This is a genomic window from Pseudomonas sp. P9_35 (genome assembly GCF_034008205.1).
Taxonomy (GTDB): Bacteria; Pseudomonadota; Gammaproteobacteria; order Pseudomonadales; family Pseudomonadaceae; genus Aquipseudomonas; species Aquipseudomonas kilonensis.
In genome coordinates this window covers 3,741,077-3,761,843 of sequence record NZ_CP125373.1, presented here as the reverse complement: position 1 = coordinate 3,761,843, position 20,767 = coordinate 3,741,077, and the positions used below count along the sequence as shown (strand labels likewise).

22 protein-coding genes are annotated in these 20,767 nt (G+C 63.0%); 17 read left to right on the top strand and 5 right to left on the bottom strand.

Translation table 11 applies throughout. The features are described 5' to 3' along the window. Positions 1 to 21: 21 nt before the first annotated feature. Positions 22 to 1,701: a cytochrome D1 domain-containing protein gene (locus QMK47_RS16345; RefSeq protein ID WP_253475406.1), complete on the bottom strand. Its 1,680-nt coding sequence runs from the start codon at positions 1,699 to 1,701 to the stop codon at positions 22 to 24. Between the two features lie 267 nt (positions 1,702 to 1,968). Between QMK47_RS16345 and QMK47_RS16340 the strand changes: the two genes are divergently transcribed. The 6 genes from QMK47_RS16340 to QMK47_RS16315 all read left to right on the top strand — a co-directional run bounded on the left by QMK47_RS16340 (position 1,969) and on the right by QMK47_RS16315 (position 7,735). Beyond that, positions 1,969 to 2,703, top strand: a complete 735-nt coding sequence (locus QMK47_RS16340) for a CbbQ/NirQ/NorQ/GpvN family protein (protein ID WP_371856181.1) — start codon at positions 1,969 to 1,971, stop codon at positions 2,701 to 2,703. Then, on the top strand, positions 2,687 to 3,271 hold the full coding sequence (locus QMK47_RS16335; protein WP_253475399.1) for a cytochrome c oxidase subunit 3 family protein: 585 nt from the start codon (positions 2,687 to 2,689) through the stop codon (positions 3,269 to 3,271). Before QMK47_RS16340 ends, QMK47_RS16335 begins: the two co-directional genes overlap by 17 nt. Before the next feature lie 12 nt (positions 3,272 to 3,283). Then, entirely contained in the window at positions 3,284 to 3,529 is a 246-nt protein-coding gene (locus QMK47_RS16330; RefSeq protein WP_320388737.1) for a cytochrome C oxidase subunit IV family protein, read from the top strand. A 317-nt stretch (positions 3,530 to 3,846) separates the two neighbouring features. Continuing rightward, positions 3,847 to 4,287: a c-type cytochrome gene (locus tag QMK47_RS16325; RefSeq protein ID WP_003202495.1), complete on the top strand. Its 441-nt coding sequence runs from the start codon at positions 3,847 to 3,849 to the stop codon at positions 4,285 to 4,287. A gap of 3 nt (positions 4,288 to 4,290) precedes the next feature. Beyond that, positions 4,291 to 5,718: a cbb3-type cytochrome c oxidase subunit I gene (locus QMK47_RS16320; protein ID WP_214510190.1), complete on the top strand. Its 1,428-nt coding sequence runs from the start codon at positions 4,291 to 4,293 to the stop codon at positions 5,716 to 5,718. 178 nt (positions 5,719 to 5,896) lie between these two features. Next, on the top strand, positions 5,897 to 7,735 hold the full coding sequence (locus QMK47_RS16315) for a nitric oxide reductase activation protein NorD (protein WP_253475393.1): 1,839 nt from the start codon (positions 5,897 to 5,899) through the stop codon (positions 7,733 to 7,735). Between the two features lie 4 nt (positions 7,736 to 7,739). Here QMK47_RS16315 and QMK47_RS16310 read toward each other — a convergent pair whose 3' ends face one another. Both QMK47_RS16310 and QMK47_RS16305 read right to left on the bottom strand, forming a co-directional pair. Beyond that, a complete protein-coding gene (locus tag QMK47_RS16310) occupies positions 7,740 to 7,940 on the bottom strand; it encodes a protein DnrP (protein ID WP_214510192.1) in 201 nt (66 codons plus the stop codon). Then, positions 7,937 to 8,620 carry a Crp/Fnr family transcriptional regulator gene (locus QMK47_RS16305; RefSeq protein ID WP_003202487.1) on the bottom strand — a complete coding sequence of 228 codons (684 nt, stop codon included), beginning with the start codon at positions 8,618 to 8,620 and terminating at the stop codon, positions 7,937 to 7,939. Before QMK47_RS16305 ends, QMK47_RS16310 begins: the two co-directional genes overlap by 4 nt. Before the next feature lie 565 nt (positions 8,621 to 9,185). On the opposite strand from QMK47_RS16305, the gene QMK47_RS16300 reads away from it, so the two are divergent. Both QMK47_RS16300 and QMK47_RS16295 read left to right on the top strand, forming a co-directional pair. Next, complete coding sequence (locus tag QMK47_RS16300; protein WP_320388735.1) at positions 9,186 to 10,376, top strand: NnrS family protein; 1,191 nt, start codon at positions 9,186 to 9,188, stop codon at positions 10,374 to 10,376. Between the two features lie 25 nt (positions 10,377 to 10,401). Next, positions 10,402 to 10,839: a hypothetical protein gene (locus QMK47_RS16295; protein WP_253475388.1), complete on the top strand. Its 438-nt coding sequence runs from the start codon at positions 10,402 to 10,404 to the stop codon at positions 10,837 to 10,839. A 165-nt stretch (positions 10,840 to 11,004) separates the two neighbouring features. On the opposite strand, the gene ytfE is transcribed toward QMK47_RS16295, so the two are convergent. Beyond that, a complete protein-coding gene (gene ytfE / locus QMK47_RS16290) occupies positions 11,005 to 11,679 on the bottom strand; it encodes an iron-sulfur cluster repair protein YtfE (protein ID WP_258688256.1) in 675 nt (224 codons plus the stop codon). Between the two features lie 159 nt (positions 11,680 to 11,838). Between ytfE and norR the strand changes: the two genes are divergently transcribed. From norR to QMK47_RS16245, 9 genes are all read left to right on the top strand, one after another. After that, positions 11,839 to 13,371 (top strand): nitric oxide reductase transcriptional regulator NorR, encoded by a 1,533-nt coding sequence (gene norR, locus QMK47_RS16285; RefSeq protein WP_253475385.1) that lies wholly within the window; start codon positions 11,839 to 11,841, stop codon positions 13,369 to 13,371. Positions 13,372 to 13,577: 206 nt separating this feature from the next. Beyond that, positions 13,578 to 14,225: a pyridoxamine 5'-phosphate oxidase gene (pdxH, locus tag QMK47_RS16280; protein ID WP_253475382.1), complete on the top strand. Its 648-nt coding sequence runs from the start codon at positions 13,578 to 13,580 to the stop codon at positions 14,223 to 14,225. 243 nt (positions 14,226 to 14,468) lie between these two features. Then, positions 14,469 to 15,023: a molybdenum cofactor biosynthesis protein B gene (moaB, locus tag QMK47_RS16275; protein WP_014339169.1), complete on the top strand. Its 555-nt coding sequence runs from the start codon at positions 14,469 to 14,471 to the stop codon at positions 15,021 to 15,023. Continuing rightward, positions 15,020 to 16,255, top strand: coding sequence for a gephyrin-like molybdotransferase Glp (gene glp, locus QMK47_RS16270; protein WP_320388733.1), 1,236 nt, complete (start codon positions 15,020 to 15,022; stop codon positions 16,253 to 16,255). The genes moaB and glp overlap by 4 nt, the downstream gene beginning before the upstream one ends. A gap of 81 nt (positions 16,256 to 16,336) precedes the next feature. Further along, a complete protein-coding gene (gene ubiU, locus QMK47_RS16265) occupies positions 16,337 to 17,332 on the top strand; it encodes a ubiquinone anaerobic biosynthesis protein UbiU (RefSeq protein ID WP_253475376.1) in 996 nt (331 codons plus the stop codon). A gap of 11 nt (positions 17,333 to 17,343) precedes the next feature. After that, positions 17,344 to 18,234 carry a U32 family peptidase gene (locus QMK47_RS16260; protein WP_003202470.1) on the top strand — a complete coding sequence of 297 codons (891 nt, stop codon included), beginning with the start codon at positions 17,344 to 17,346 and terminating at the stop codon, positions 18,232 to 18,234. Continuing rightward, positions 18,228 to 18,698: a ubiquinone anaerobic biosynthesis accessory factor UbiT gene (ubiT, locus tag QMK47_RS16255; protein WP_003202468.1), complete on the top strand. Its 471-nt coding sequence runs from the start codon at positions 18,228 to 18,230 to the stop codon at positions 18,696 to 18,698. Before QMK47_RS16260 ends, ubiT begins: the two co-directional genes overlap by 7 nt. Then, the gene (locus QMK47_RS16250; RefSeq protein WP_301300460.1) at positions 18,698 to 19,063 is read left to right on the top strand and encodes a putative zinc-binding protein; all 366 of its coding nucleotides are present in this window, start codon (positions 18,698 to 18,700) and stop codon (positions 19,061 to 19,063) included. Before ubiT ends, QMK47_RS16250 begins: the two co-directional genes overlap by 1 nt. Positions 19,064 to 19,175: 112 nt before the next feature. Then, positions 19,176 to 19,361: a nucleoid-structuring protein H-NS gene (locus QMK47_RS16245; RefSeq protein WP_253478735.1), complete on the top strand. Its 186-nt coding sequence runs from the start codon at positions 19,176 to 19,178 to the stop codon at positions 19,359 to 19,361. A 687-nt stretch (positions 19,362 to 20,048) separates the two neighbouring features. On the opposite strand, the gene QMK47_RS16235 is transcribed toward QMK47_RS16245, so the two are convergent. Then, on the bottom strand, positions 20,049 to 20,726 hold the full coding sequence (locus QMK47_RS16235; RefSeq protein ID WP_320388731.1) for a Crp/Fnr family transcriptional regulator: 678 nt from the start codon (positions 20,724 to 20,726) through the stop codon (positions 20,049 to 20,051). Positions 20,727 to 20,767 lie beyond the last annotated feature (41 nt).

The following is a 20,767-nucleotide window of genomic DNA, read 5'->3' as shown; positions in this document are numbered from 1 at the left end:
TTTTCCTCTTATTGATGGGGCTCAATAGATGTCGTGTTGGGTGTTGTAGACGTTGAATTTCCCGGTCGGGGTGATCAGGCGTTTGTCCTTGATCACGTTCTTGACCTTGAGGGTCTTGTCGTCGATCACCACCAGCGCCGACTCGTCTTCCTGGCCACTCCAGACCGAGAACCAGACCTCGTCGCCGGCCTTGTTGTATTCCGGTTGCACCACACGCAGCGCGCCTTTCTTGATACCGGCGTACTCGGCAATCGGCAGCACGGTGTAGCCGGCGTCGAGCTTGTCGATGTTGAACACCGCTACCGACTGGCTGAGCTTGGCGTCAGGGCTGAGGGTGGTGTCGACATACAGGTGACGGGACGCGGGGTGAGTCTTGATGAACAGCGAGCCGCCACCCTGGCCCTGGAGCGAACCAACCTGTTTCCAGGCGTATTGCGGGTGATTGACCGGGTCGGTGCCGATCAGCGAAACCCCGGCATCGCCCAAGTGGCTGGTGGCCCAGACCGGTCCGTAGAGAGGGTGGTTGAAGTTGGCGCCGCGTCCCGGGTGCGGGGTCTTGCCAACGTCCACCAGGGCGGTGAGCTTGCGTTCCTTGGAGTCGATCACCGCGACCTTGTTGGAGTTGTTGGCGGCCGTCATGAAGTAGCGATGGCTGCTGTCCCAACCGCCGTCATGCAGGAACGGCGCGGCGTCGATGCTGGTGATGGTGAGGTTCTTGATGTCCTGGTAATTGACCAGCATCACCTTGCCGGTTTCCTTGACGTTGACGATGAACTCCGGCCATTCGTGGGAGGCGATGATGGCCGCGACCCGAGGCTCGGGATGGTACTGCTGGGTGTCAACGGTCATGCCGCGGGTCGAGACGATCTGCTTGGGCTCCAGGGTCTCGCCGTCCATGATGGTGAACTGCGGCGGCCAGTACGAGCCGGCAATGGTGTATTTGTCCTCGTAGCCCTTGAACTTGGAGGTTTCCACCGAGCGGGCCTCGATGCCCACCTTGATTTCCGCGACCTTGGTCGGCTCTTTCGGCCACAGGTCTATCATGTCGATCTTGGCATCCCGGCCGATCACCAGCAGGTAGCGGCCCGACGCCGAGATGCGCGAGATGTGCACCGCATAACCGGTGTCGATCAGCTTGACGATCTTCTTGCTGTCGCCGTCGATCAGGGCAATCTTGCCGTCGTCGCGCAGGGTCACCGAGAACAGGTTCTGCAGGTTGAGGCTGTTGAGTTGTTTGGTTGGCCGGTCCTCGGGCTTGACCAGGACCTTCCAGGTTTTGCGGGTTTCGGCCATGCCCCATTCCGGTGGGGTCGGTGGGGTGTGCTGGATGAACTTGGCCATCACCGTGATCTGGTCTTTGGTCAGGGCATTGGACGTGCCCCAGTTCGGCATGCCAGCGGCCGAGCCGTAGGTGATCAGCGCCTCCAGGTAGGCCTGGCCGCGCGATTGGGTGATGTCGGGTGTCAGCGGCTTGCCGGTGGCGCCTTTGCGAAGCACGCCGTGGCAACCGGCGCAGCGTTGGAAGTAGATTTCCTTGGCCGTGTCGAAGTCGGCCTGGCTCAGGTCGGGCGCGCCTTCGGTCTTGACTACGCGGGGTTGCTCCGGCGCAGCGGTTTGGTCGGCGAAGGCGTGGGGTGCGGCCAGCGCTGTACACAGCGCCGTGACCCGCAGGGCCCACGATTTTTTGTGGCTGATCAGCATTCCATTTCTCCTCAGGCGTGACCCGCGCTGCGCTGTAATTGACGTTCGGCGCGCAGGTTCTTGGTGCGGTGCAAGGCTATGCCCAGGCCGGTGGTTAGCCGCTTGACGGCGATCAAGTTTGCCGGCCGCAGCCCTTGCCAGGTTGTCGCAGGGCACCGTAGCGTTGCCTGCAATCGTGTTGTCTGATCAGGCCTTGCCATGAACGCTATCCACACTTTGCAGCACCCCGACGAACCCTTTTATCAACCCCAGGACAACGAGCAGGCGATGTTCGAACAGGCCTGGCATCACGGCATGCCGGTGCTGATCAAAGGCCCGACCGGCTGCGGCAAGACCCGCTTCGTCCAGCACATGGCCCACCGCCTGAAGCTGCCGCTGTACACCGTGGCCTGCCACGACGACTTGAGCGCGGCCGACCTGGTGGGGCGTCACCTGATCGGCGCCCAGGGCACCTGGTGGCAGGACGGGCCCTTGACCCGGGCGGTGCGCGAGGGCGGCATCTGTTATCTGGATGAGGTGGTCGAAGCGCGCCAGGACACGGCCGTGGTGTTGCACCCACTGGCCGATGATCGTCGGCAGTTGTACCTGGAACGCACCGGTGAAGTACTGCAGGCGCCGCCGTCCTTCATGCTGGTGGTGTCGTACAACCCCGGTTACCAGAACCTGCTCAAGGGCATGAAGCCCAGCACTCGCCAGCGTTTCGTGGCGATGCGCTTTGGCTATCCGGCGGTGGCCGATGAAGAGCGCATCGTCGCCCGCGAGGCCGGGGTCGATCTGGCCCTGGCGGCCCAGGTGGTGCGATTGGGGCAGGCGCTGCGCCGGCTCGATCAGCATGACCTGGAGGAAGTCGCCTCGACGCGCTTGCTGATTTTCGCCGCGCGCATGATCGGCTCCGGCATGGACCCGCGCCAAGCCTGCCTGGCGTGCCTGGCCGAGCCATTGAGTGACGACCCGCAGACCGTCGCCGCGCTGATGGATGTGGTCGATGTCCACTTTGGCTGAAACCGTTGCCGTGCCCCGACGCTTGCCCGGGGACCTGGCGATGTGGTTTTTCATCCTCGCCGAGTTGTCGGTGTTCGCGTTGTTGATCCTGACGTTCACCGTCGCCCAGGCGTTGTACCCGCAGACTTTCAGCGAAGGCCGGCAATTGCTGGACCGCTCCACGGGCCTGGCGATGACCCTCAGCCTGCTGACCGCTGGCCTGTTCGCGGCCCTGGCCCAGGAGCAAGTCAGGCAGGACCGGCCGCGTCGAGCCGCACTGTTGTTGTGTGTGGCGTTGTTGCTTGCTTGCGGCTATGTGGGGATCAAGCTCACGGAGTACGCCCATCTGTTGGCGAACGGCCTGGGGATGGAGCACAACACGTTCTTCACCTTGTACTGGATCCTCACCGCGTTTCATTTTCTCCATGTGTTGCTGGGCATGGTGATCCTCGCCTGGCTGGCCGAAGGGTGTCGGCGACGTCGCTATGGGGCGCAGCGCAACAGTGGGCTGGAATCCGGCGTGCTGTATTGGCACATGGTCGATCTGGTCTGGGTGCTGCTGTTCCCGGTTGTCTACATCCTTGATTGAGCGGAGGTGCTCATGTCGACTTCCCGTGTCTTGATTGCTTGCTGGATGACGCTGGCCGTGTTGAGCACCGGCACCGTTGCCCTGGGCCGGATCGCGACTACCGAGCTGGTGTCCATCGCCATCCTGGTGGTCGCGGTGACCAAGGCCTGGCTGATCGCCGACGGCTTCATGGAACTGCGCCACGCGCCGCGATTGTGGCGGCGGTTGGTGTTGAGCTGGGCGGCGCTGCTGGCGATTGCGATCTCGTTCACGCTCTGACGCCCGACATTCCCCCCCCTGTGGCGAGGGAGCTTGCTCCCGCTGGGCTGCGCTGTAGGAGCTGTCGAGTGCAACGAGGCTGCGATCTTTCCCCTGCAAACGGGGTCTGGAGCGAAAGATCAAAAAATCGCAGCCTCGCTGCGCTCGACAGCTCCTACAGGCCAGCGGGAGCAAGCTCCCTCGCCACAAAAGCTCACCTGCCTTTCTGGCAGTGTTGCAACAACCCACCAAAACCATCGGAGATTCTTGATCGCCATCAAGCGGTTTCCGACCCCTCGCTTCCTAGAATGAACACGCCAAGCAATGAGGAAGTGACCATGTCAGATACTTTCACCAAAGGCATGGCCAGGAATATTTATTTCGGGGGAAGCATCTTCTTTTTCCTGATATTCCTGGCCCTGACCTACCACACGGAACAGACCTTTCCAGAACGCAGCAACCAGGCGCAATTGACGGAATCGGTGATACGCGGCAAGGGCGTCTGGGAGCGCAACAACTGCATCGGCTGCCATACCCTGCTGGGCGAGGGCGCGTACTTTGCGCCGGAGCTGGGCAACGTGGTCAACCGTCGCGGTGGCGATGAAGCCTTCAAGCCGTTCCTGCAGGCCTGGATGAAAATGCAGCCGCTGAACGTTCCGGGTCGTCGGGCCATGCCGCAGTTCAACCTGAGCGAGCAGGAGGTCGACGACATCGCCGAGTTCCTCAAGTGGAGCTCGAAAATCAATACCAATGGCTGGCCGCCAAACAAGGAGGGCTGAGAGATGAGCATGGCTAATCCGCATCTGAAATTCGCCTCGCAGGCCGTCGCCAAACCCTACTTCGTGTTTGCCCTGATGCTGTTCCTGGGGCAGGTGTTGTTCGGTTTGATCATGGGCCTGCAATACGTGGTCGGCGACTTCCTGTTCCCGCTGATCCCTTTCAACGTGGCCCGCATGGTCCACACCAACCTGCTGATCGTCTGGCTGCTGTTCGGCTTCATGGGCGCGGCGTATTACCTGATACCGGAGGAGGCCGACCGCGAACTGCACAGCCCGAAACTGGCGATCGTGCTGTTCTGGGTGTTCGCCGCCGCGGGTGTGGCGACGATCCTGGGCTACCTCTCGGTGCCTTATGCCACGCTGGCGAAGTTCACCGGCAACGACTTGCTGCCGACCATGGGCCGCGAGTTCCTGGAGCAGCCGACCATCACCAAGATGGGCATCGTGGTGGTGTGCCTGGGGTTCCTCTACAACATCGGCATGACCCTGCTCAAAGGTCGCAAGACCACGGTCAGCATGGTGATGATGACTGGGCTGATCGGCCTGGCGGTGTTCTTCCTGTTCTCCTTCTACAACCCCTCGAACCTCGCCCGCGACAAGTTCTACTGGTGGTGGGTGGTGCATCTTTGGGTCGAAGGCGTCTGGGAACTGATCATGGGTTCGATGCTTGCCTTCGTCCTGATCAAGATCACCGGTGTGGACCGCGAAGTGGTCGAGAAATGGCTCTACGTGATTATCGCCATGGCGTTGATCACCGGGATCATCGGCACCGGCCACCACTTCTTCTGGATCGGTGCGCCCGAGGTCTGGCTGTGGGTGGGCTCGATCTTCTCGGCGATGGAACCGCTACCGTTCCTGGCCATGGTGGTCTTCGCCTTCAGCATGGTGAAAAACCGTCGTCGGCAACACCCGAACCGCGCTGCCACGTTGTGGGCCAAGGGCACCACGGTCACCGCGTTCTTCGGTGCGGGCGTCTGGGGTTTCCTGCACACCCTGGCACCGGTCAACTACTACACCCACGGTTCGCAACTGACCGCGGCCCACGGGCACCTGGCCTTCTACGGCGCCTACGCAATGATTGTGATGACGCTGATCAGCTACGCCATGCCACGCTTGCGTGGGTTGGGTGAAGCAGCGGACGAACGCTCGCAGCGCCTGGAGATCTGGGGCTTCTGGTTGATGACCTTGTCGATGGTGATGATCACCTTGTTCCTCACCGCAGCCGGTGTGGTCCAGGTGTGGTTGCAACGCTGGATGACGGATGGCAGTGCCTTGCCATTCATGGCCACGATGGATCATTTGAAGCCGCTGTTCTGGGCGCGACTGGTCAGCGGCGTCGGGTTCCTGGCCGGGTTGCTCTGCTACCTGTTCAGCTTCCGTCAACGTGGCCGTGCGGCCCTGCGTGCACCGGCGGCGGTGGTGCCTTCGTAAATCCTCACCACTGAGACTGTGGCGAAGGAGCTTTTGTGGCGAGGGAGCTTGCTCCCGCTGGGCTGCGCAGCAGACCCTTTTTGATGGGCGCTTCGCACCCAAGCGGGAGCAAGCTCCCTCGCCACAAAAGCAGTATGAGCCAGTCTCTTCACTGCAATGGGTCGATAGGAGAACAACCATGGCATTCACCCTGGAGCTGGAAGAATGGGTCGGCAGTGTCTGGCACCGTTTCATCACCCGCCGGGCCAGTGCTGATTTTCCCGAGGCCCGGGTCGAGCTGGTCCCCCGGCAACGCGCGTTGCAGGTGCTATTTCGCGCCACCGGCGGTGCGCCTCACCTGGGGGTGGAAGCGGTCAGCGACCGTGACCTGTTGCTGCGGCGCAACCTGTTGCAGCAGATCGCCGGCACCTGCAAGCAAGTGCCCCTGGCCTGTTGCGATGGCGATAACCTGCGGCTGCCGGCGAGCCTGGCGACGTTCCCTGATGTCGGGCTCAACGAAGAGCTGTATCGCTGGCTCGCGTTGCTGGCCGCGCAGTCGGGGCCGATGAAGCACTGGGGGCGGGACAATCAGCGCTGGACCCTGGCGGTGTTGAAACGCTATCCGGCGCTGCGCCCTCGCTACCGGCGGCTGGTGGACGCGCACCTGTCCCTGCGCCCCGATCCGGCCACGCTCAACCCGGCCGAAGCCGCCCTGGAGCGGGCGTTGTGCCAAGCCTTGCGCGAACCGGGCAGTGTCGAACATTTTCCACGCAGCGAGCGGGCGGCCTGGCCGTTGCCGCTGTGGCTATACCCACCCCAACACCTGGCCAATCCCCAGGCCGCCAACCTTGAGGAGTCCGAGCAATACCTGGCGACGCCGCCCGGTGAACAGCAGGGCGGGCGCAAGCGCGCCGAGCGAATCGACGACACCACCCGTGACGGTGGGCTGCTGATCGTGCGCCTGGAAAACCTGTTCAGCTGGACCGAACACGTGGACCTGGATCGCTGGGCGGATGACAGCGAAGACCCGGACGCCGCTCGCGTCGCCGAGGACTTGGATCAATTGACCCTATCGCGCACCCGCTTGCGCAAGGGCGGTGGTTTGAAACTGCACCTGGACCTGCCGCCGGCCGATGTGGATGACATCCCGTTGGGCGCAGGCATCCTGTTGCCGGAATGGGATTACCGCAAGCAACGGCTGCAGGACGACTTCGTCAGCCTGCAAACCTTCACCCCTCGCGATAGCCAGCCCCAGCCGTTGCCCGCACGCCTGCGAAGCTCGGCCCAGCGCTTGCGTCGCCAGTTCGAACACTTGCGCAACGATCGCCAATGGTTGCGCCAGCAAACCCAAGGCTCGGAACTGGATCTGCAAGCCTGGCTGGACTTTCATGTCGAGCGCCAGCACGGGCAGTGCAGCGAACGCGGACTGTTCATGGACCAGCGCCAGACTCGCCGCGACCTGGCCTGCCTGCTGCTGGCCGATCTGTCGATGTCCACCGATGCCCACCTCAACGACGAGCACCGGGTGATCGACGTGATCCGCGACAGCCTGTTGCTGTTCGGCGAAACCCTGTCGGTGCTGGGGGACGATTTTGCCTTGTACGGGTTCTCTTCCTTGCGCCGCCAGCAGGTGCGCATGCATGAACTCAAGGCGTTCAACCAGCGCTATGACGACCACACCCGCGGACGCATCCAGGGGCTCAAGCCCGGTTACTACACGCGCATGGGCGCGGCGATTCGCCAGGCCACGCAACGGTTAGCGGGCTGCAAGCGGCGGCGCAAATTGTTGTTGCTGCTCAGTGACGGCAAGCCCAATGACCTGGATCTTTACGAAGGACGCTACGGTGTAGAAGACACCCGCCAGGCAGTGCTGGAAGCCCGGCGCCAAGGGCTGACGCCGTTCTGCATCACCATCGATCGCGAAGCGGGGGATTACCTGCCGTACATGTTCGGGGCCAACGGCTACACCTTGATTCGCCAGCCCGAGCAACTGCCGCTGCGTTTACCGCAGTTGTATCGGCAGTTGACTCAGGATTGAGGGCTCAGGCGATGCTGCGGGGCAGCCAGAAGAACATGACGATGCAGAAGATCGTCAAGCCGACACAGAACCAGGTGAAGCGCCGCAACCGGCGCTCGCCGGCCTTTGCGGCCTCGACTGGCAGGGGCATGCCGCACTGGCGACATTCGGTTTCGTGTATCGGGTTGGCTTGTTGGCAATACAGGCAAGTGGGCTGCGCGCTCATTCGAATTGCTCCAGGCGCAGGCGATCGAGAATGGCGATCTGGCGACCGTCCTGGGTGATGATTTTTTCATCGATCAGGCGGCGGATGATCCGCGAGAAGGTTTCCGGCTGGATCGACAAGTGCCCGGCGATCAACTGCTTGGCCATCGGCAATTCGAACTGGCTGTCCACGGTTTGCAGGCGCACCAGTTGCGTCAGCAGGTAGCGCACCACGCGGTGAGTGGCGTTCTTCAGCGACAGGGTTTCAATCTCGTTGACCCGTTGGTGCAGGCGCACACAGAGCTTGCCGAGCAGGGCGAAGGTCAGCCGGCTGTTGCTTTGCAGCAGACGCATGTAGGTGGCGTTGGACAGCCGGTAGACCTGGGTCGGGCCGACGGCTTCGGCGGACGCGACGTAGTTGGGGGTGTCCATCAGCATCATGGCTTCGGCGAAGGTCTGGCGCTCGCCGATCACCTCGAAGACTTTTTCCTGGCCATCCGGGGTCAGCCGGTAGATTTTCACGGCGCCGGAAATCACGAAGTAAAACGCCTGCGCCGGTTCTCCCTGGCGGAACAGCGGATCGCCCCTGTCGATGTTCAGCAGTTGGCTGTTGCTCATCAATTCGTTGAGCTCTTCTTCGTTCAACGGCTCGAACAGGTGATGGCTGCGCAGAATCTGGTGATGGACGCGGTGGAGCACCATGGCATGGAATCCTTGTAAGGGCGAAAGAGGTGATCGGGGTCAGACCAGGCTCAGGGACAGGCCGCTGGCAAGCGCCACGACGCAGGAGAGCAAGACGAACCAGGTAAGCGGCAGGACGACGGATTTCATGGATGACCCCGACAAGAAAGGTGATGCCGTGCCTGAGCAAGAGACGGGCCATGCCTGCGGGGGTTGATTCCTGGGGTGTTGAGGTTGGGGTGGGTACAAATGACCCTGACGTTTAAGGGTAAAAATAACCATGAAAGGGTCATAAATACCCTTAGTGGCTATAGTCCTTGTGGGAGCGAGCTTGCTCGCGATGACGGTAGCACACCCAACATCAATGCCACCTGACCCACCGCCATCGCGAGCAAGCTCGCTCCCACAGGGGGCCGAGGTGTTTTCGCAGACAGTTAGACCCAGTTCGGCAAGCCCCTTGCAAGTACCTGTTCGAGGCGATGCGCTGGCTTGATCTGAGACAAGGCCGGCCGGCGTCGATAGCCGATCATTCGAACCCTGGTTTGTCGTACCTCGCTGGCGGTTCAGCGAGGCAAAGGAGTGATGTATGCAAGTGCTTGACCGTCGCAAGGCCATGGCCATTTTGCCGTTGTGGCGCTTGGCGTTCCGGCCGTTTTTTTTGGCCGGGTGTGTATTGGCGCTGTTGGTCGTTCCACTTTGGCTCGCGGCGTTCACCGGGCGCTTGTCGGCCTGGCAGCCGGCCGGCGGCTGGTTGGCCTGGCATCGGCATGAACTGTTGTTCGGTTTCGGCCTGGCGATCATTGCCGGGTTCCTGCTGACGGCGGTGCAAACCTGGACTGGAATCCCGGGCCTGAGCGGCAAGCGCCTGGCAACCCTGGCGTTGTTGTGGTTGGGCGCGCGGCTGGCCTGGTTGGTCGATGCGCCCTGGCCGTTACTGACGCTGCTGGAGCTGGGTTTTGCCCTGGCGGTCGCGGCGTTGATGGGCGTGATGTTGTGGCGTGTGCGGCAAAAGCGCAATTACCCGATTGTGCTGGTATTGCTGCTGTTGGCCGCCGCCGATGCGTTGTCCGTATACGGCCTGGTGCAGCACAACGAGGGCTTGCAGCGCCAGAGCGTGCTCACCGGCCTGTGGCTGGTGGCGGCGATGATGGGGTTGATCGGCGGTCGCGTGATTCCATTCTTTACCCAGCGCGGCCTCGGACGGGTCGAGGGCGTTGCCCCTTGGCCGTGGCTTGATCGCCTGTTGCTGGCAGGGTCGGCGCTGGTGGCGTTGTTGTATGCCTTCGGTCCGGCGCTGGTGGCCAGCGTCTGGGTCGGCCTGTTGTTCGCCGCGTTGGCGGTGGGCCACGGGATTCGACTGGTGCGTTGGCATGATCGGGATTTGTGGCGGGTGCCGCTGCTGTGGTCGTTGCACCTGGCCTATGCCTGGCTGGCGGTGGCTTGCCTGGGCATGGCGCTGTGGCACTTCGGCGTGCCAGTGAACCCGAGCCTGGCGGTGCACGGCCTGACCATCGGCGCCATGGCCGGGCTGATCCTGGCGATGGTTGCCCGTGTCAGCCTGGGCCATACCGGGCGCGCCCTCGAGCCGCCGGCGGGCATGACCCTGGCGTTCATCCTGCTGAACCTGGCGTGCCTGAGCCGCGTGCTGTTGGTGCTGCTGTTGCCGTTGGCCGGGCTGTGGCTGGCGGCGCTGTGCTGGACGCTGGCGTTCGGTCTATACGCCTGGCGCTATGGGCCGATGCTGCTCAAGGCACGGGTGGATGGGCATCCGGGATGAGCCGGTTGGGTAGAGGGGATCGATAATGTACGGGGTCTTGCTGGTTACCCACCTGTTGGCGGCCATCGCTTTCATTGGCACGCTGTTTTTCGAGGTCTTCATCTGGCATAGCGCCCGTCAGCCGCTGGCGCAAGGCACCCGGGACGCTGCCGACCAGGCCATCGCCCAGCGCTCGCGGCACGTGCTGCACGGTGTCGTGCTGGTGCTGTACGGCGCCGGCATGGCCCTGGCCTGGCAGCATCGCGGCGCATTGAGCCAGCCATTGAGCAACAGCTTCGGCCTGCTGCTGAGCCTGAAGATCCTGCTGGCGCTGAGCATCATCGGTCATTATTTGTGGCTGGCGTACTGGCTCAAGAACGGTCGCCTGACACCCGGCCGCGCCTGTTGGTTGCGCCGCAGTATCCTGGGGCACATGGTGCTGATCGTGGTGTTGGCGAAGGCGATGTTCTATTGGCAGTTTTGAGCTGCGGATGAGGGCGGCAAATGAGAGTTGCAAATGCCTGTGGGAGCAAAGCTTGCTCGCGACGGCGGTGAATCAGTCAACATTGATATTGACTGACACTACGCCATCGCGAGCAAGCTTTGCTCCCACAGGAGTCACACAGGAGTAATGGGCAATGTTTGAGGGTCAGCGTACTGGCTTCATCGCATTGACGAACAACACGTTGTTTTCCAGGTGGATGTGCTGCATCAGGTCATCGCGAAACTCCACCAGCCCGCGATACAGGGCGCGCCAGGTGTTGCAGGCGTCGGAGGGCGGGGTGATCTGGTCGGTCAGGGCGAGCATGGTTTCCAGGGCTTCACCGTGCTGGTCGTGTTCGTAGCGCAGCACCTGGATCGGCGCCGAGGCCCGTTCGCCCAGGCCTTGTTGCAGCATCGGGAACAGCACCTGTTCTTCCTTGAGCATGTGGCCTTCGAGTTCCTGGTACATGTCCTGCAGGTGATCGGCCAGGCCGTTCGGGCAACTGGGGCGCGCACCGTGGACCTGCTCGACGCGCCGGGCCAGGCGGATCAGTTCCGGCAGCTGTTCGCGATGGCGTGCGTGGTAGCGCTCCAGGATGTGGGCAATCAAGGTCGCCTGGGGCTCGTCGCGCCAGTCATGGCCCAGCTCCCCGGCGGCTTGCAGGGTGCGCAGGGCGTCGGCGATCAGCAGCGGGTTCAGGCCTTTGCCCAGCGCCGCTTCACGCAAGGACTTTCGCCCGCCGCAGCAGAAGTCGAGATTGTAATGATGGAAGGTACGGGTTGCACCGGGAATGTCGCAGGCCAGTTGGCCGAGGCTTTGTTCCAGCAAATCGAGGCTCATCATGTTTCCTTGGGTTGAATCCCGGCAGGGACGGATGAGCGAACTTTGCAGTCGACGTGCCAGTTTCAACTGATTGAAAACAAAGCATTAAATTTTTGCCAGGGTGATTGTCACCCTGATTGTGAAGGGTCAAACGAACCCTGGAGGGTCATCACTACCATGCTGCGTGAAAGCCTGGCCGCCGACCTGATCGTCGAGCTGCCCAATGCGGTGCGATTGCAGCGCCTGGTGCAGACCCTGCGCGAATACTTCAACAGTGGCGCCGTGGGGCTGCTGCGTTTGGACGACGACAGCCTCAGGCCCGTGGCCACGGTGGGCCTGGTCCACGAGGCACTGGGACGGCGCTTCGTGATTGCCCAGCACCCGCGCCTGGCGGCGATCATGGCGTCGCGCGAACCCACCTGGTTCGAGCCGGACAGCCGTTTGCCGGACCCTTATGACGGCTTGCTCGACAACCACGTCGGCGAACCACTGCCGGTGCATGACTGCATGGGCGTGAGCCTGTACGTGGAAGGACGGCTCTGGGGGGCGATCACCCTGGATGCGTTGCACGCCGGCACCTTCGACAGCCGTGCCCGCGAGGAGCTCAAGCGCTGTACGTTGCAGATCGAGGCGGCGGTGCGGGTCACTCGCCTTGAGCAGGAAAACCGTAGTCTGCGAGCATCGCGCAGCGACCAGACCGACCTGCGCCTACCCGCCGAAGAGGGCGAGATCCTCGGGCGCAGCGAGGGATTGCAGCAGTTGCTCAACGAGCTGGATGTGCTGGCGGACTCCGAACTGCCGGTGCTGTTGCTGGGCGAAACCGGCGTCGGTAAGGAGCTGTTCGCCCGGCGGCTGCATCGCCTGTCCCGGCGCGGCCACAAGCCGTTGGTGCAGGTCAACTGCGCGGCGTTGCCCGAGTCCCTGGCCGAAAGCGAGTTGTTCGGCCACGTCAAAGGCGCGTTCTCCGGGGCGACCACCGACCGCGCCGGGCGCTTCGATGCGGCCAATGGCGGCACGCTGTTTCTCGATGAGGTTGGTGAATTGCCGTTGAGCGTGCAGGCCAAGTTGCTGCGGACCCTGCAGAACGGCGAGATCCAGCGTCTGGGGGCGGACAAGCCGCTGCACGTCGATGTGCGGATCATCGCCGCCACCAACCGGCACCTGCCCGACAGCATTCGCGAAGGGCTGTTTCGCGCCGACCTGTATCACCGGCTCTCGGTCTATCCGGTACCGATCCCACCGCTGCGCGAGCGCGGCCACGATGTGTTGATGCTGGCCGGGCACTTTCTCGAACTGAACCGCACGCGCCTGGGCTTGCGTGGGTTGCGCCTGTCACCGGCGGCTGAACAGGCGCTGCTGGCGTACAGCTGGCCCGGCAATGTGCGGGAGCTGGAGCACGTGATCAGTCGCGCGGCGTTGAAACAGCTGAGCCGCGGCGCCAGTCGCAGCCTGATCATGACCCTGGAACCCCAGGTGCTGGACCTTGACGTCAACGCCAGCGCAGCATCGGCGCAGGCGCTGCCGGAGCAGGCTCTGCAAGCGTTGGAGGCGCCCGTGCAACCCTTGAGCGAGGCCGTCGACGGTTGCCAGCGACAGGCGATCCTCAAGGCCCTGGAACGCTGCGGGCAGAACTGGGCGGGGGCGGCGCGGCTGTTGGAGGTTGACCCGAGCAATCTGCATAAGCTGGCGCGGCGGTTGGGGCTTAAGTAGCCGTTGATCTGTTAGACCGCGTTGCCTTCATCGCGAGCAAGCTCGCTCCCACAGGTGATCTGCTGTGTTCACAAGATCCCTGTGGGAGCGAGCTTGCTCGCGATAGCGCCCTTCAACCCACCACAAGAACCGCCATTGACAACGATCAAGGCCCGCCACCGCCACAGAATCCACACTGGCCAAAATCCATCGTGGAGATCACCCTCATGCCCCTTTCCCTGGCCAAAATGCGCCGCCAGTACACCCTCGATGGCCTGGATGAAGCCCAGGCCCCCGACGACCCCATGGCGTTGTTCGCGCTCTGGATGCAACAGGCCCGCGACACCGAAAGCCCGCCGGTGGAAGCCAACGCCATGGCCTTGGCGACGGTGGACGAGCAGGGCCGGCCTCACTGCCGGGTGTTGTTGCTCAAGGGTTTCGACGCCCAGGGCTTTTCGTTTTTCGGCAACTACGACAGCGCAAAGGGCCAGGACCTGGCGGGCAACCCCTGGGCGGCCATGACGTTTTTCTGGCCGGGGCTGGAGCGGCAAGTACGCATCGAAGGGCCGGTCGACAAACTCGATCCGGCGCTGTCGGATGCCTATTTCGAATCCCGTTCCGTCGCCAGTCGCCTGGGTGCCTGGGCGTCGCCACAAAGCCGACCACTGAAGGACAGGGCCGCGCTGGAGACCTTGCTGACGCAAACCGAAAAACGCTTTGCCGATCAACCCGTGCGGCGCCCCGGCCATTGGGGAGGCTATTGCCTGCGGCCCGAACGGATGGAGTTCTGGCAGGGCCGCGCCGACCGTTTGCACGATCGTCTCGACTACCGCCTGCAGGATGGCGCCTGGCAGCGTTGCCGCCTGGCACCCTGAATGGATGCCTTGTAGGAGCTGCCGAGCGTAGCGAGGCTGCGATCTTTTGATCTTTTGATCTTTTGATCTTTCGCTTGAGACTCAAGTGGCCCGGGAAAGATCGCAGCCTCGCTTCGCTCGTCAGCTCCTACTGGGACAGATCGTTCTTGCATGGGGTGCCAAGGGAGGTACCTCCAACGAGGAATAGGCCCGGCAACGATTGCGGTTCAGGCTGGGCCATCTTTTCTGACAGGACGGCTGATCATGGCCCATCTGACGCAACGCCTCTTTCAACCGCTGAACATCGCGGTCCTTACCATCAGCGATACCCGAACCTTCGATACCGACACCTCGGGCCAAACCCTGGCGGACCTGTTGCAAACGGCCGGACACGTGCTCATCGACCGTGGGTTGGTGAAAGACGATATCTACCAGATCCGCGCCCAGGTCTCCCAATGGATCGCCGACCCCAAGGTGCAGGTGGTGTTGATGACCGGTGGCACCGGGTTCACCCCGCGCGACAACACCCCCCAAGCGGTGGCGCCGTTGCTGGACAAACACGTCGACGGTTTCGGCGAGCTGTTCCGCCAGGTGTCGCTGGCGGAGATCGGCATGTCCACCCTGCAATCGCGCGCCTTGGCGGGCATGAGCAATGGGGTGCTGGTGTGCTGCTTGCCGGGTTCGCCGGGGGCGTGCCGGACCGGGTGGGAGCAGATCCTGGCCGGGCAATTGGACAGCCGCACCGGCCCGTGCAATTTCACCCCGCACCTCAAGCCCCAGGACGGCATCGCCCCAACTGCTTGCGAGACACGCTCGTGAGCGGTCGGGTGTGCGACAGCGGCGTGCTGATGCCGGTGGATGAGGCGATCCGTCATCTGCTCGACCAGGCACCGCCGCCACCGCCCGTGCAACGGGTTGGCCTGGACCAGGCCCTGGCGCGTGTGCTGGCCATTGACATTGTGTGCCCGATGAACCTGCCAGCCTGGGACAACAGCGCGATGGACGGCTATGCCCTGCGGGCCGCTGACCTGCCGGGTGACGGCGGCTACCTGCTGTTGGGTGGGCGGATCGCCGCGGGTGAAGAACCGGGCGAGCCGTTGCAAGCCGGGCACGTCGTGCGGATTTTTACTGGCGCGCCGCTGCCACCGGGGGCCGACACGGTGGTGCCGCAGGAAAGCTGTCGCGTCGATGGCGAGCGGGTCTGGTTGCCGTCGGTCAATGGCGGCGACCATGTTCGCAAGGAAGGCGAGGAATTGCGTCGAGGAGACCGGCTGCTTGAAGCCGGCACGCGCTTGCGCGCCCAGGAGTTGGGTTTGCTCGCCGGTGCCGGCGTCGGCCAGGTGGACGTTTATCGCCCCTTGCAAGTGGGCTTGCTCAGCAGCGGCGATGAGCTGCGCGAGCCGGGCGAGCCACTGGCGCCAGGACAGATCTACAACAGCAATCGCCATAGCCTCGCCGCACTGTTGCGCGGTTGGGGTGTCGAGGTGCATGACTTCGGGGTGATGCCCGACCAGCTATTGGCCAGTCGACAAGCGTTGCGCCTGGCCGCCGCCGAATGCGATGTGCTGATCACCTCGGGCGGTGTCTCGGTGGGTGAAGAAGACCACCTCAAGCATGCCATCGAAGCCTTGGGCAGCATCGACCTCTGGCGCCTCGCCATCCAGCCGGGCAAGCCCCTGGCCTTTGGCGATGTGGAAGGCAAGCCTTGGATCGGGCTGCCGGGCAACCCGTCGGCGGCATTGATTACCGCACTGATCGTCGTGCGTCCGTTCCTGTTCCGGGCCCAGGGCATGGGCGACGTGTTACCTGTGCCGTTGCAGGTGCCAGCCGGGTTCGACTGGCTCAAGCGCAACCGACGCCGGCAGTACCTGCGGGCCAGGTTGGTTCCGGATGCCAGCGGCCACCTGTGTGTGGAACTGCACCCTCAGCAAAGTTCGGCGATGCTGACGGCCGCTTGCTGGGCCGATGGGCTGGCGGTGGTGGAGTGTGAGGCGCAACTGCACAAGCACGACAAGGTGCTGTACCTGCCATTCGCCGAGCTGATGCATTGACGGCAATTGATTGTCGTCAAGGTCGCCGGCCGAGGGCTGGCTAGACTGGCGGCGCTTGAGTTTTTCTCATGAGGATGCCCCATGCAACTGGTTTGCCCGGCAGGGAATCTGCCTGCCCTCAAAGCGGCGGTGCGCCAAGGCGCCGATGCCGTCTATGTCGGCTTTCGCGATGACACCAATGCCCGGCATTTTGCCGGGCTGAACATGGACGACAAGCAGTTCGACGCGGCTGTCGCACATATCCGTCAGCATCAACGCAAGCTGTACGTGGCGGTCAATACTTACCCGCAGCCCAAGGGCTGGGAACGCTGGCAACGGGCGGTGGACCGTGCCGCCGATTTCGGCGTGGATGCCCTGATTGCCGCCGACCCTGGCGTGCTCAGCTATGCCAGCCAGCGCCATCCTCGGTTGGCGCTGCACCTTTCCGTACAAGGCTCGGCCACACACGCCGCGGCCCTGGCGTTCTACGCGCAGCGCTATGACATCCGTCGCGCGGTGCTGCCGCGGGTACTGTCCCTGGCCCAGGTGCGACAGGTGGCGGCGGGCAGTCCGGTGCCGATTGAAGTTTTCGGTTTCGGCAGCCTGTGCATCATGGCTGAAGGCCGTTGCCACTTGTCTTCCTACATCACCGGCGAATCGCCGAACCTGTGCGGCGTCTGCTCGCCCGCCAAGGCGGTGCGCTGGAGCGAGGATGCCCAAGGCCTCAGCGCACGCCTGAGCGAGGTGCTGATCGACCGCTACACCCCCGAAGAACCGGCCGGTTATCCGACCCTGTGCAAAGGCCGCTTCCTGGTCGGCGGCAAGCGCTTCCATGCGCTGGAAGAACCCACCAGCCTCGACACCCTCGACCTGCTGCCGGAGCTGGCGGCCATCGGCGTCGAAGCGGTGAAGATCGAAGGTCGCCAACGCAGCCCGGCCTACGTTGAGCAAGTGACCCGGGTCTGGCGCGCCGCACTGGATGCCCATAAGGCCGCGCCGCAACGGTTCCGGGTGCAGGAAGAATGGCGCCAGGTGCTGGCTGGCTTGTCCGAAGGCAGCCAGACCACCCTGGGTGCCTACCATCGATCATGGCAATGAGGGGAGGCCAGATGAAACTCAGCCTGGGACCGGTCCTGTTTTACTGGGACAAAGCGCAACTGGGGAATTTCTATGCCGAGATGTCGGCATTGCCGCTGGACGTGATTTACCTGGGGGAAACCGTGTGTTCGAAACGCCGGGCGTTCTCCCTGGATCAGTGGCTGGGGTTGGCGCGCGAGCTGCAAGCGTGCAGCCAGGCACAGATTGTGTTGTCGAGCCTGACGCTGATCGAGGCAGCCTCGGAGCTGTCCTCGCTGCGACGCCTGTGTGACAACGGCCAGTTGTTGGTGGAAGCCAACGACATGGGCGCGGTGCAGTTCATGGCCGAACGCAAGCTGCCTTTCGTCGGCGGACCGGCGCTGAACTTGTACAACGGCCACGCCCTGGGGCAATTGCTCGACAGCGGCATGATCCGTTGGGTGCCGCCTGTGGAGTGTTCGGCGGCGCTGATCGGCGATGTGTTGGAGCAGGTGCGGGACATGGACCGCGAGGTGCCCGAGGTGGAGATCTTCGCCTACGGTCATCTGCCCTTGGCGTACTCGGCGCGCTGCTTTACCGCCCGAGCCGAAAACCGCCCCAAGGACGACTGTCAGTTCTGCTGCATCAACTACCCCGACGGCCTGGCGTTGAGCAGTCAGGAAGGCCAACAGTTGTTCACCCTCAACGGCATCCAGACGATGTCCGGCGAGGTGACGAACCTGCTGGCCGACTACAACGCGTTGATGGCCTGCGGCGCCGATGTGCTGCGCCTGAGTCCGCGTGCCCAAGGCATGGCCGAGGTGGTCACGGCCTTCGACAAAGTTCGCCAGGGCGAGGCACCGCCGCTGTTCGTGGACGGTTGCAATGGTTACTGGCACGGCCATGCCGGCATGTTGAAGGTAGAGGAGGCGGGCCTGTGTTGAGTCCGAAGAAGTGGGTGCTCAAAGGCGCCGACCGCTTGCTGCCGCTGGTGGGCAAGGTGCCGTTCGTGGTGCAGCGACTGGCGTTGCAGCAGGCGCTCAATCGCTGCCTGGCCGAGCCGCTGCGCGATGGCGGATTCGATGTGCTGCGTGGACGCTGGTTGTGCCTGCGCGTGCCCGACCTGAAGCTGTGCTGGTACCTGACCTTGGCACGGGACGGATTGCGCATTGCCGAACGGGCCGAGGCCCAGGTCACCATCAGCGGCAACTGGCGCGAATTCCTGTTGCTGGCCAGCCGGCAGGAAGACCCGGATACGTTGTTCTTTCGTCGGCGGTTGGTGATCGAGGGGGATACCGAGTTGGGGCTGGCGTTGAAGAACTTGATCGACAGTCTTGATCCGGACGTCCTGCCGCCTTGGCTCTGGCGCAATCTGGAACGGGCGGGCAAGGGGTTGGCGACGGTCTGATGAAAGCCCCGAGTTTATTGCCTCTGGTGTATTCGTGTTCCGGTTGTTCCAACGTGGCGCAACTGGCCAACACCGTCGCCCTGCGGTTGGACCGTGCGGGTTTGGCGGAGATGTCTTGTATTGTCGGGGTGGGTGGGCATGTGGCGCCGCTGGTTGACAAGGCGCGGTCGGGGCGGCGGATCATTGCGTTGGATGGTTGTCCATTGCAGTGTGTTCAGGCGTGCTTGCGGCAGCACGATTTGGTGGCGGATGTGCATGTGATTCTGAACCAGCTGGGGTTGCGCAAGCGGTTTGGGGTGGACTGTAGTGAGCCTGAGATGGAGTTGGTGTTTTCGCGGGTAGTGGGGTTGATTGATGTGGGTTAGGTTGGGTGAATATCCATTTCTTCGGTAGTGGCGGCTTATGGTTCCGCCCTTACGGCGGGTCACTTTTGGAAGAGCGCCAAAAGTAACCAAAAGCGCTTTGCCCCAACACTCGGTGCCTCGCCTAGGCTCGGCATGCCCTCACTCCGGCATTGCTCCGTGGGCCCGCCGCGAAGGGCCATCCATGGCCCAGCGCGGCTATCCCGGCATCCATGCCGGGATGCCCACTGCGCAATACCTGCGTTCAGCCATCGTGGTTAACGGGGCGTCCGAGATCAACGTCCATCGCGAGGCGGCCTAACAGCCGACCTGGTTCTCCTGGTCGTACACCCATCAGATCTGTGGGAGCAAAGCTTGCTCGCGAGGCGGCCTAGTAGCCGACCTGTTTCTTCGGCTGTCCCCAATCCAAATTGTGGGAGCGAGCTTGCTCGCGATAGAGGTGGGTCAGTTTGCAGTGATGTTGGCTGTGTTAACGCCTTCGCGAGCAAGCTCGCTCCCACAGGTTCTTGTGTCGTATGCAGATGCTTTGAGCGCCCGAAAACCCATGTGGGAGCGAGCCTGCTCGCGATAGCGGTGGGTCAGTTTGCGGTGGTGTTGGCTGTGCCGACGCCTTCGCGAGCAAGCTCGCTCCCACAGGAGAAACACGGTCCCACCAAGAACCAGGTCGGCTATAAGGCCGCCTCGTGGTGGACGTTGATCTCGGGCGCCCCGTTAACCACGCTGGCCGAACGCAGGCATTGTGGAGTGGGCACCTCGGCATGGATGCCGAGGTAGCCGCGCTGGGCCATGGATGGCCCTTCGCGGCGGGCCCACGGAGCAATGCCGGAGTGAGGGCATGCCGAGCCTAGGCGAGGCACCGAGTGGTGGGGCAGAAGCGCTTTGGTTACTTTCGACTGGGCCGGCTTCCGGGCTTTTCGAAAGTGACCCGCTGTAAGAGCGGAACCATAATCAGCCGTTACCTAAATAACGGATATTCACACAAAGAAACCTACTGCTGATAAGCCTCCAACCCATCCTCGGACAAGATATGAATCTGACGCCGCTCCATGGCAATCAACCCCCCATCCACCAACCGATGCAGAATCCGCGAAAACGTCTCCGGCTGAATCCCCAACTTGGAAGCCACCAGCCGCTTCGACACCTGCAAAACCACCTGACCATCCCGCGGATCGCGTTCCTGCAGCAGGAAATTGATCACCCGCCGGCTGGCGCTGGCCAAGGTCAGGTTGTCGATGTCCTTGAGGCGTTGGTGCAGATGGATGCTCATGCTCGCCAGGATCGCCAGGCAGACCTTGGGCTGGTCCTCCAGGGCCTTGCGGTAATGGGTGCCCTCGATACTCACCAGCACGCTGTCCTTGATCGCCGACGCACTGACCGGATAGCAACGGGCCTGGCTGAACAGCAAGGCCTCGGCGAAGGTCTGGCCGGGCTGGATGATTTCCACCAGGTTCTCCTGGCCCTCACCGGTCACCCGGAACAGCTTGATCTGACCACTGACCAGCAAGAAAAACCGCTTGGCCGGATCGCCCTGGTGCATGAGCGTGCTGTTGCATTCCAGGCGTTTGAGGACAGCCAGGCTGCAGACATCCTCAAAGACCCGCTCCGGCAGTTGGCTGAACAGGTGATGACGACGCAACAGTAAAACGATGGAAGGGTGGGTCAGCATGGCGTACCTCCGCGTGCCGTCATGGTAGAGCCCAAATCGCC

Coding starts and splice junctions, on each gene's coding strand:
- QMK47_RS16345 (WP_253475406.1), bottom strand. CDS start 1,701: ATGCTGATCAGCCACAAAAAATCGTGGGCCCTGCGGGTCACGGCGCTG.
- QMK47_RS16340 (WP_371856181.1), top strand. CDS start 1,969: ATGTTCGAACAGGCCTGGCATCACGGCATGCCGGTGCTGATCAAAGGC.
- QMK47_RS16335 (WP_253475399.1), top strand. CDS start 2,687: ATGTCCACTTTGGCTGAAACCGTTGCCGTGCCCCGACGCTTGCCCGGG.
- QMK47_RS16330 (WP_320388737.1), top strand. CDS start 3,284: ATGTCGACTTCCCGTGTCTTGATTGCTTGCTGGATGACGCTGGCCGTG.
- QMK47_RS16325 (WP_003202495.1), top strand. CDS start 3,847: ATGTCAGATACTTTCACCAAAGGCATGGCCAGGAATATTTATTTCGGG.
- QMK47_RS16320 (WP_214510190.1), top strand. CDS start 4,291: ATGAGCATGGCTAATCCGCATCTGAAATTCGCCTCGCAGGCCGTCGCC.
- QMK47_RS16315 (WP_253475393.1), top strand. CDS start 5,897: ATGGCATTCACCCTGGAGCTGGAAGAATGGGTCGGCAGTGTCTGGCAC.
- QMK47_RS16310 (WP_214510192.1), bottom strand. CDS start 7,940: ATGAGCGCGCAGCCCACTTGCCTGTATTGCCAACAAGCCAACCCGATA.
- QMK47_RS16305 (WP_003202487.1), bottom strand. CDS start 8,620: ATGGTGCTCCACCGCGTCCATCACCAGATTCTGCGCAGCCATCACCTG.
- QMK47_RS16300 (WP_320388735.1), top strand. CDS start 9,186: ATGCAAGTGCTTGACCGTCGCAAGGCCATGGCCATTTTGCCGTTGTGG.
- QMK47_RS16295 (WP_253475388.1), top strand. CDS start 10,402: ATGTACGGGGTCTTGCTGGTTACCCACCTGTTGGCGGCCATCGCTTTC.
- ytfE (WP_258688256.1), bottom strand. CDS start 11,679: ATGAGCCTCGATTTGCTGGAACAAAGCCTCGGCCAACTGGCCTGCGAC.
- norR (WP_253475385.1), top strand. CDS start 11,839: ATGCTGCGTGAAAGCCTGGCCGCCGACCTGATCGTCGAGCTGCCCAAT.
- pdxH (WP_253475382.1), top strand. CDS start 13,578: ATGCCCCTTTCCCTGGCCAAAATGCGCCGCCAGTACACCCTCGATGGC.
- moaB (WP_014339169.1), top strand. CDS start 14,469: ATGGCCCATCTGACGCAACGCCTCTTTCAACCGCTGAACATCGCGGTC.
- ubiU (WP_253475376.1), top strand. CDS start 16,337: ATGCAACTGGTTTGCCCGGCAGGGAATCTGCCTGCCCTCAAAGCGGCG.
- QMK47_RS16260 (WP_003202470.1), top strand. CDS start 17,344: ATGAAACTCAGCCTGGGACCGGTCCTGTTTTACTGGGACAAAGCGCAA.
- QMK47_RS16250 (WP_301300460.1), top strand. CDS start 18,698: ATGAAAGCCCCGAGTTTATTGCCTCTGGTGTATTCGTGTTCCGGTTGT.
- QMK47_RS16235 (WP_320388731.1), bottom strand. CDS start 20,726: ATGCTGACCCACCCTTCCATCGTTTTACTGTTGCGTCGTCATCACCTG.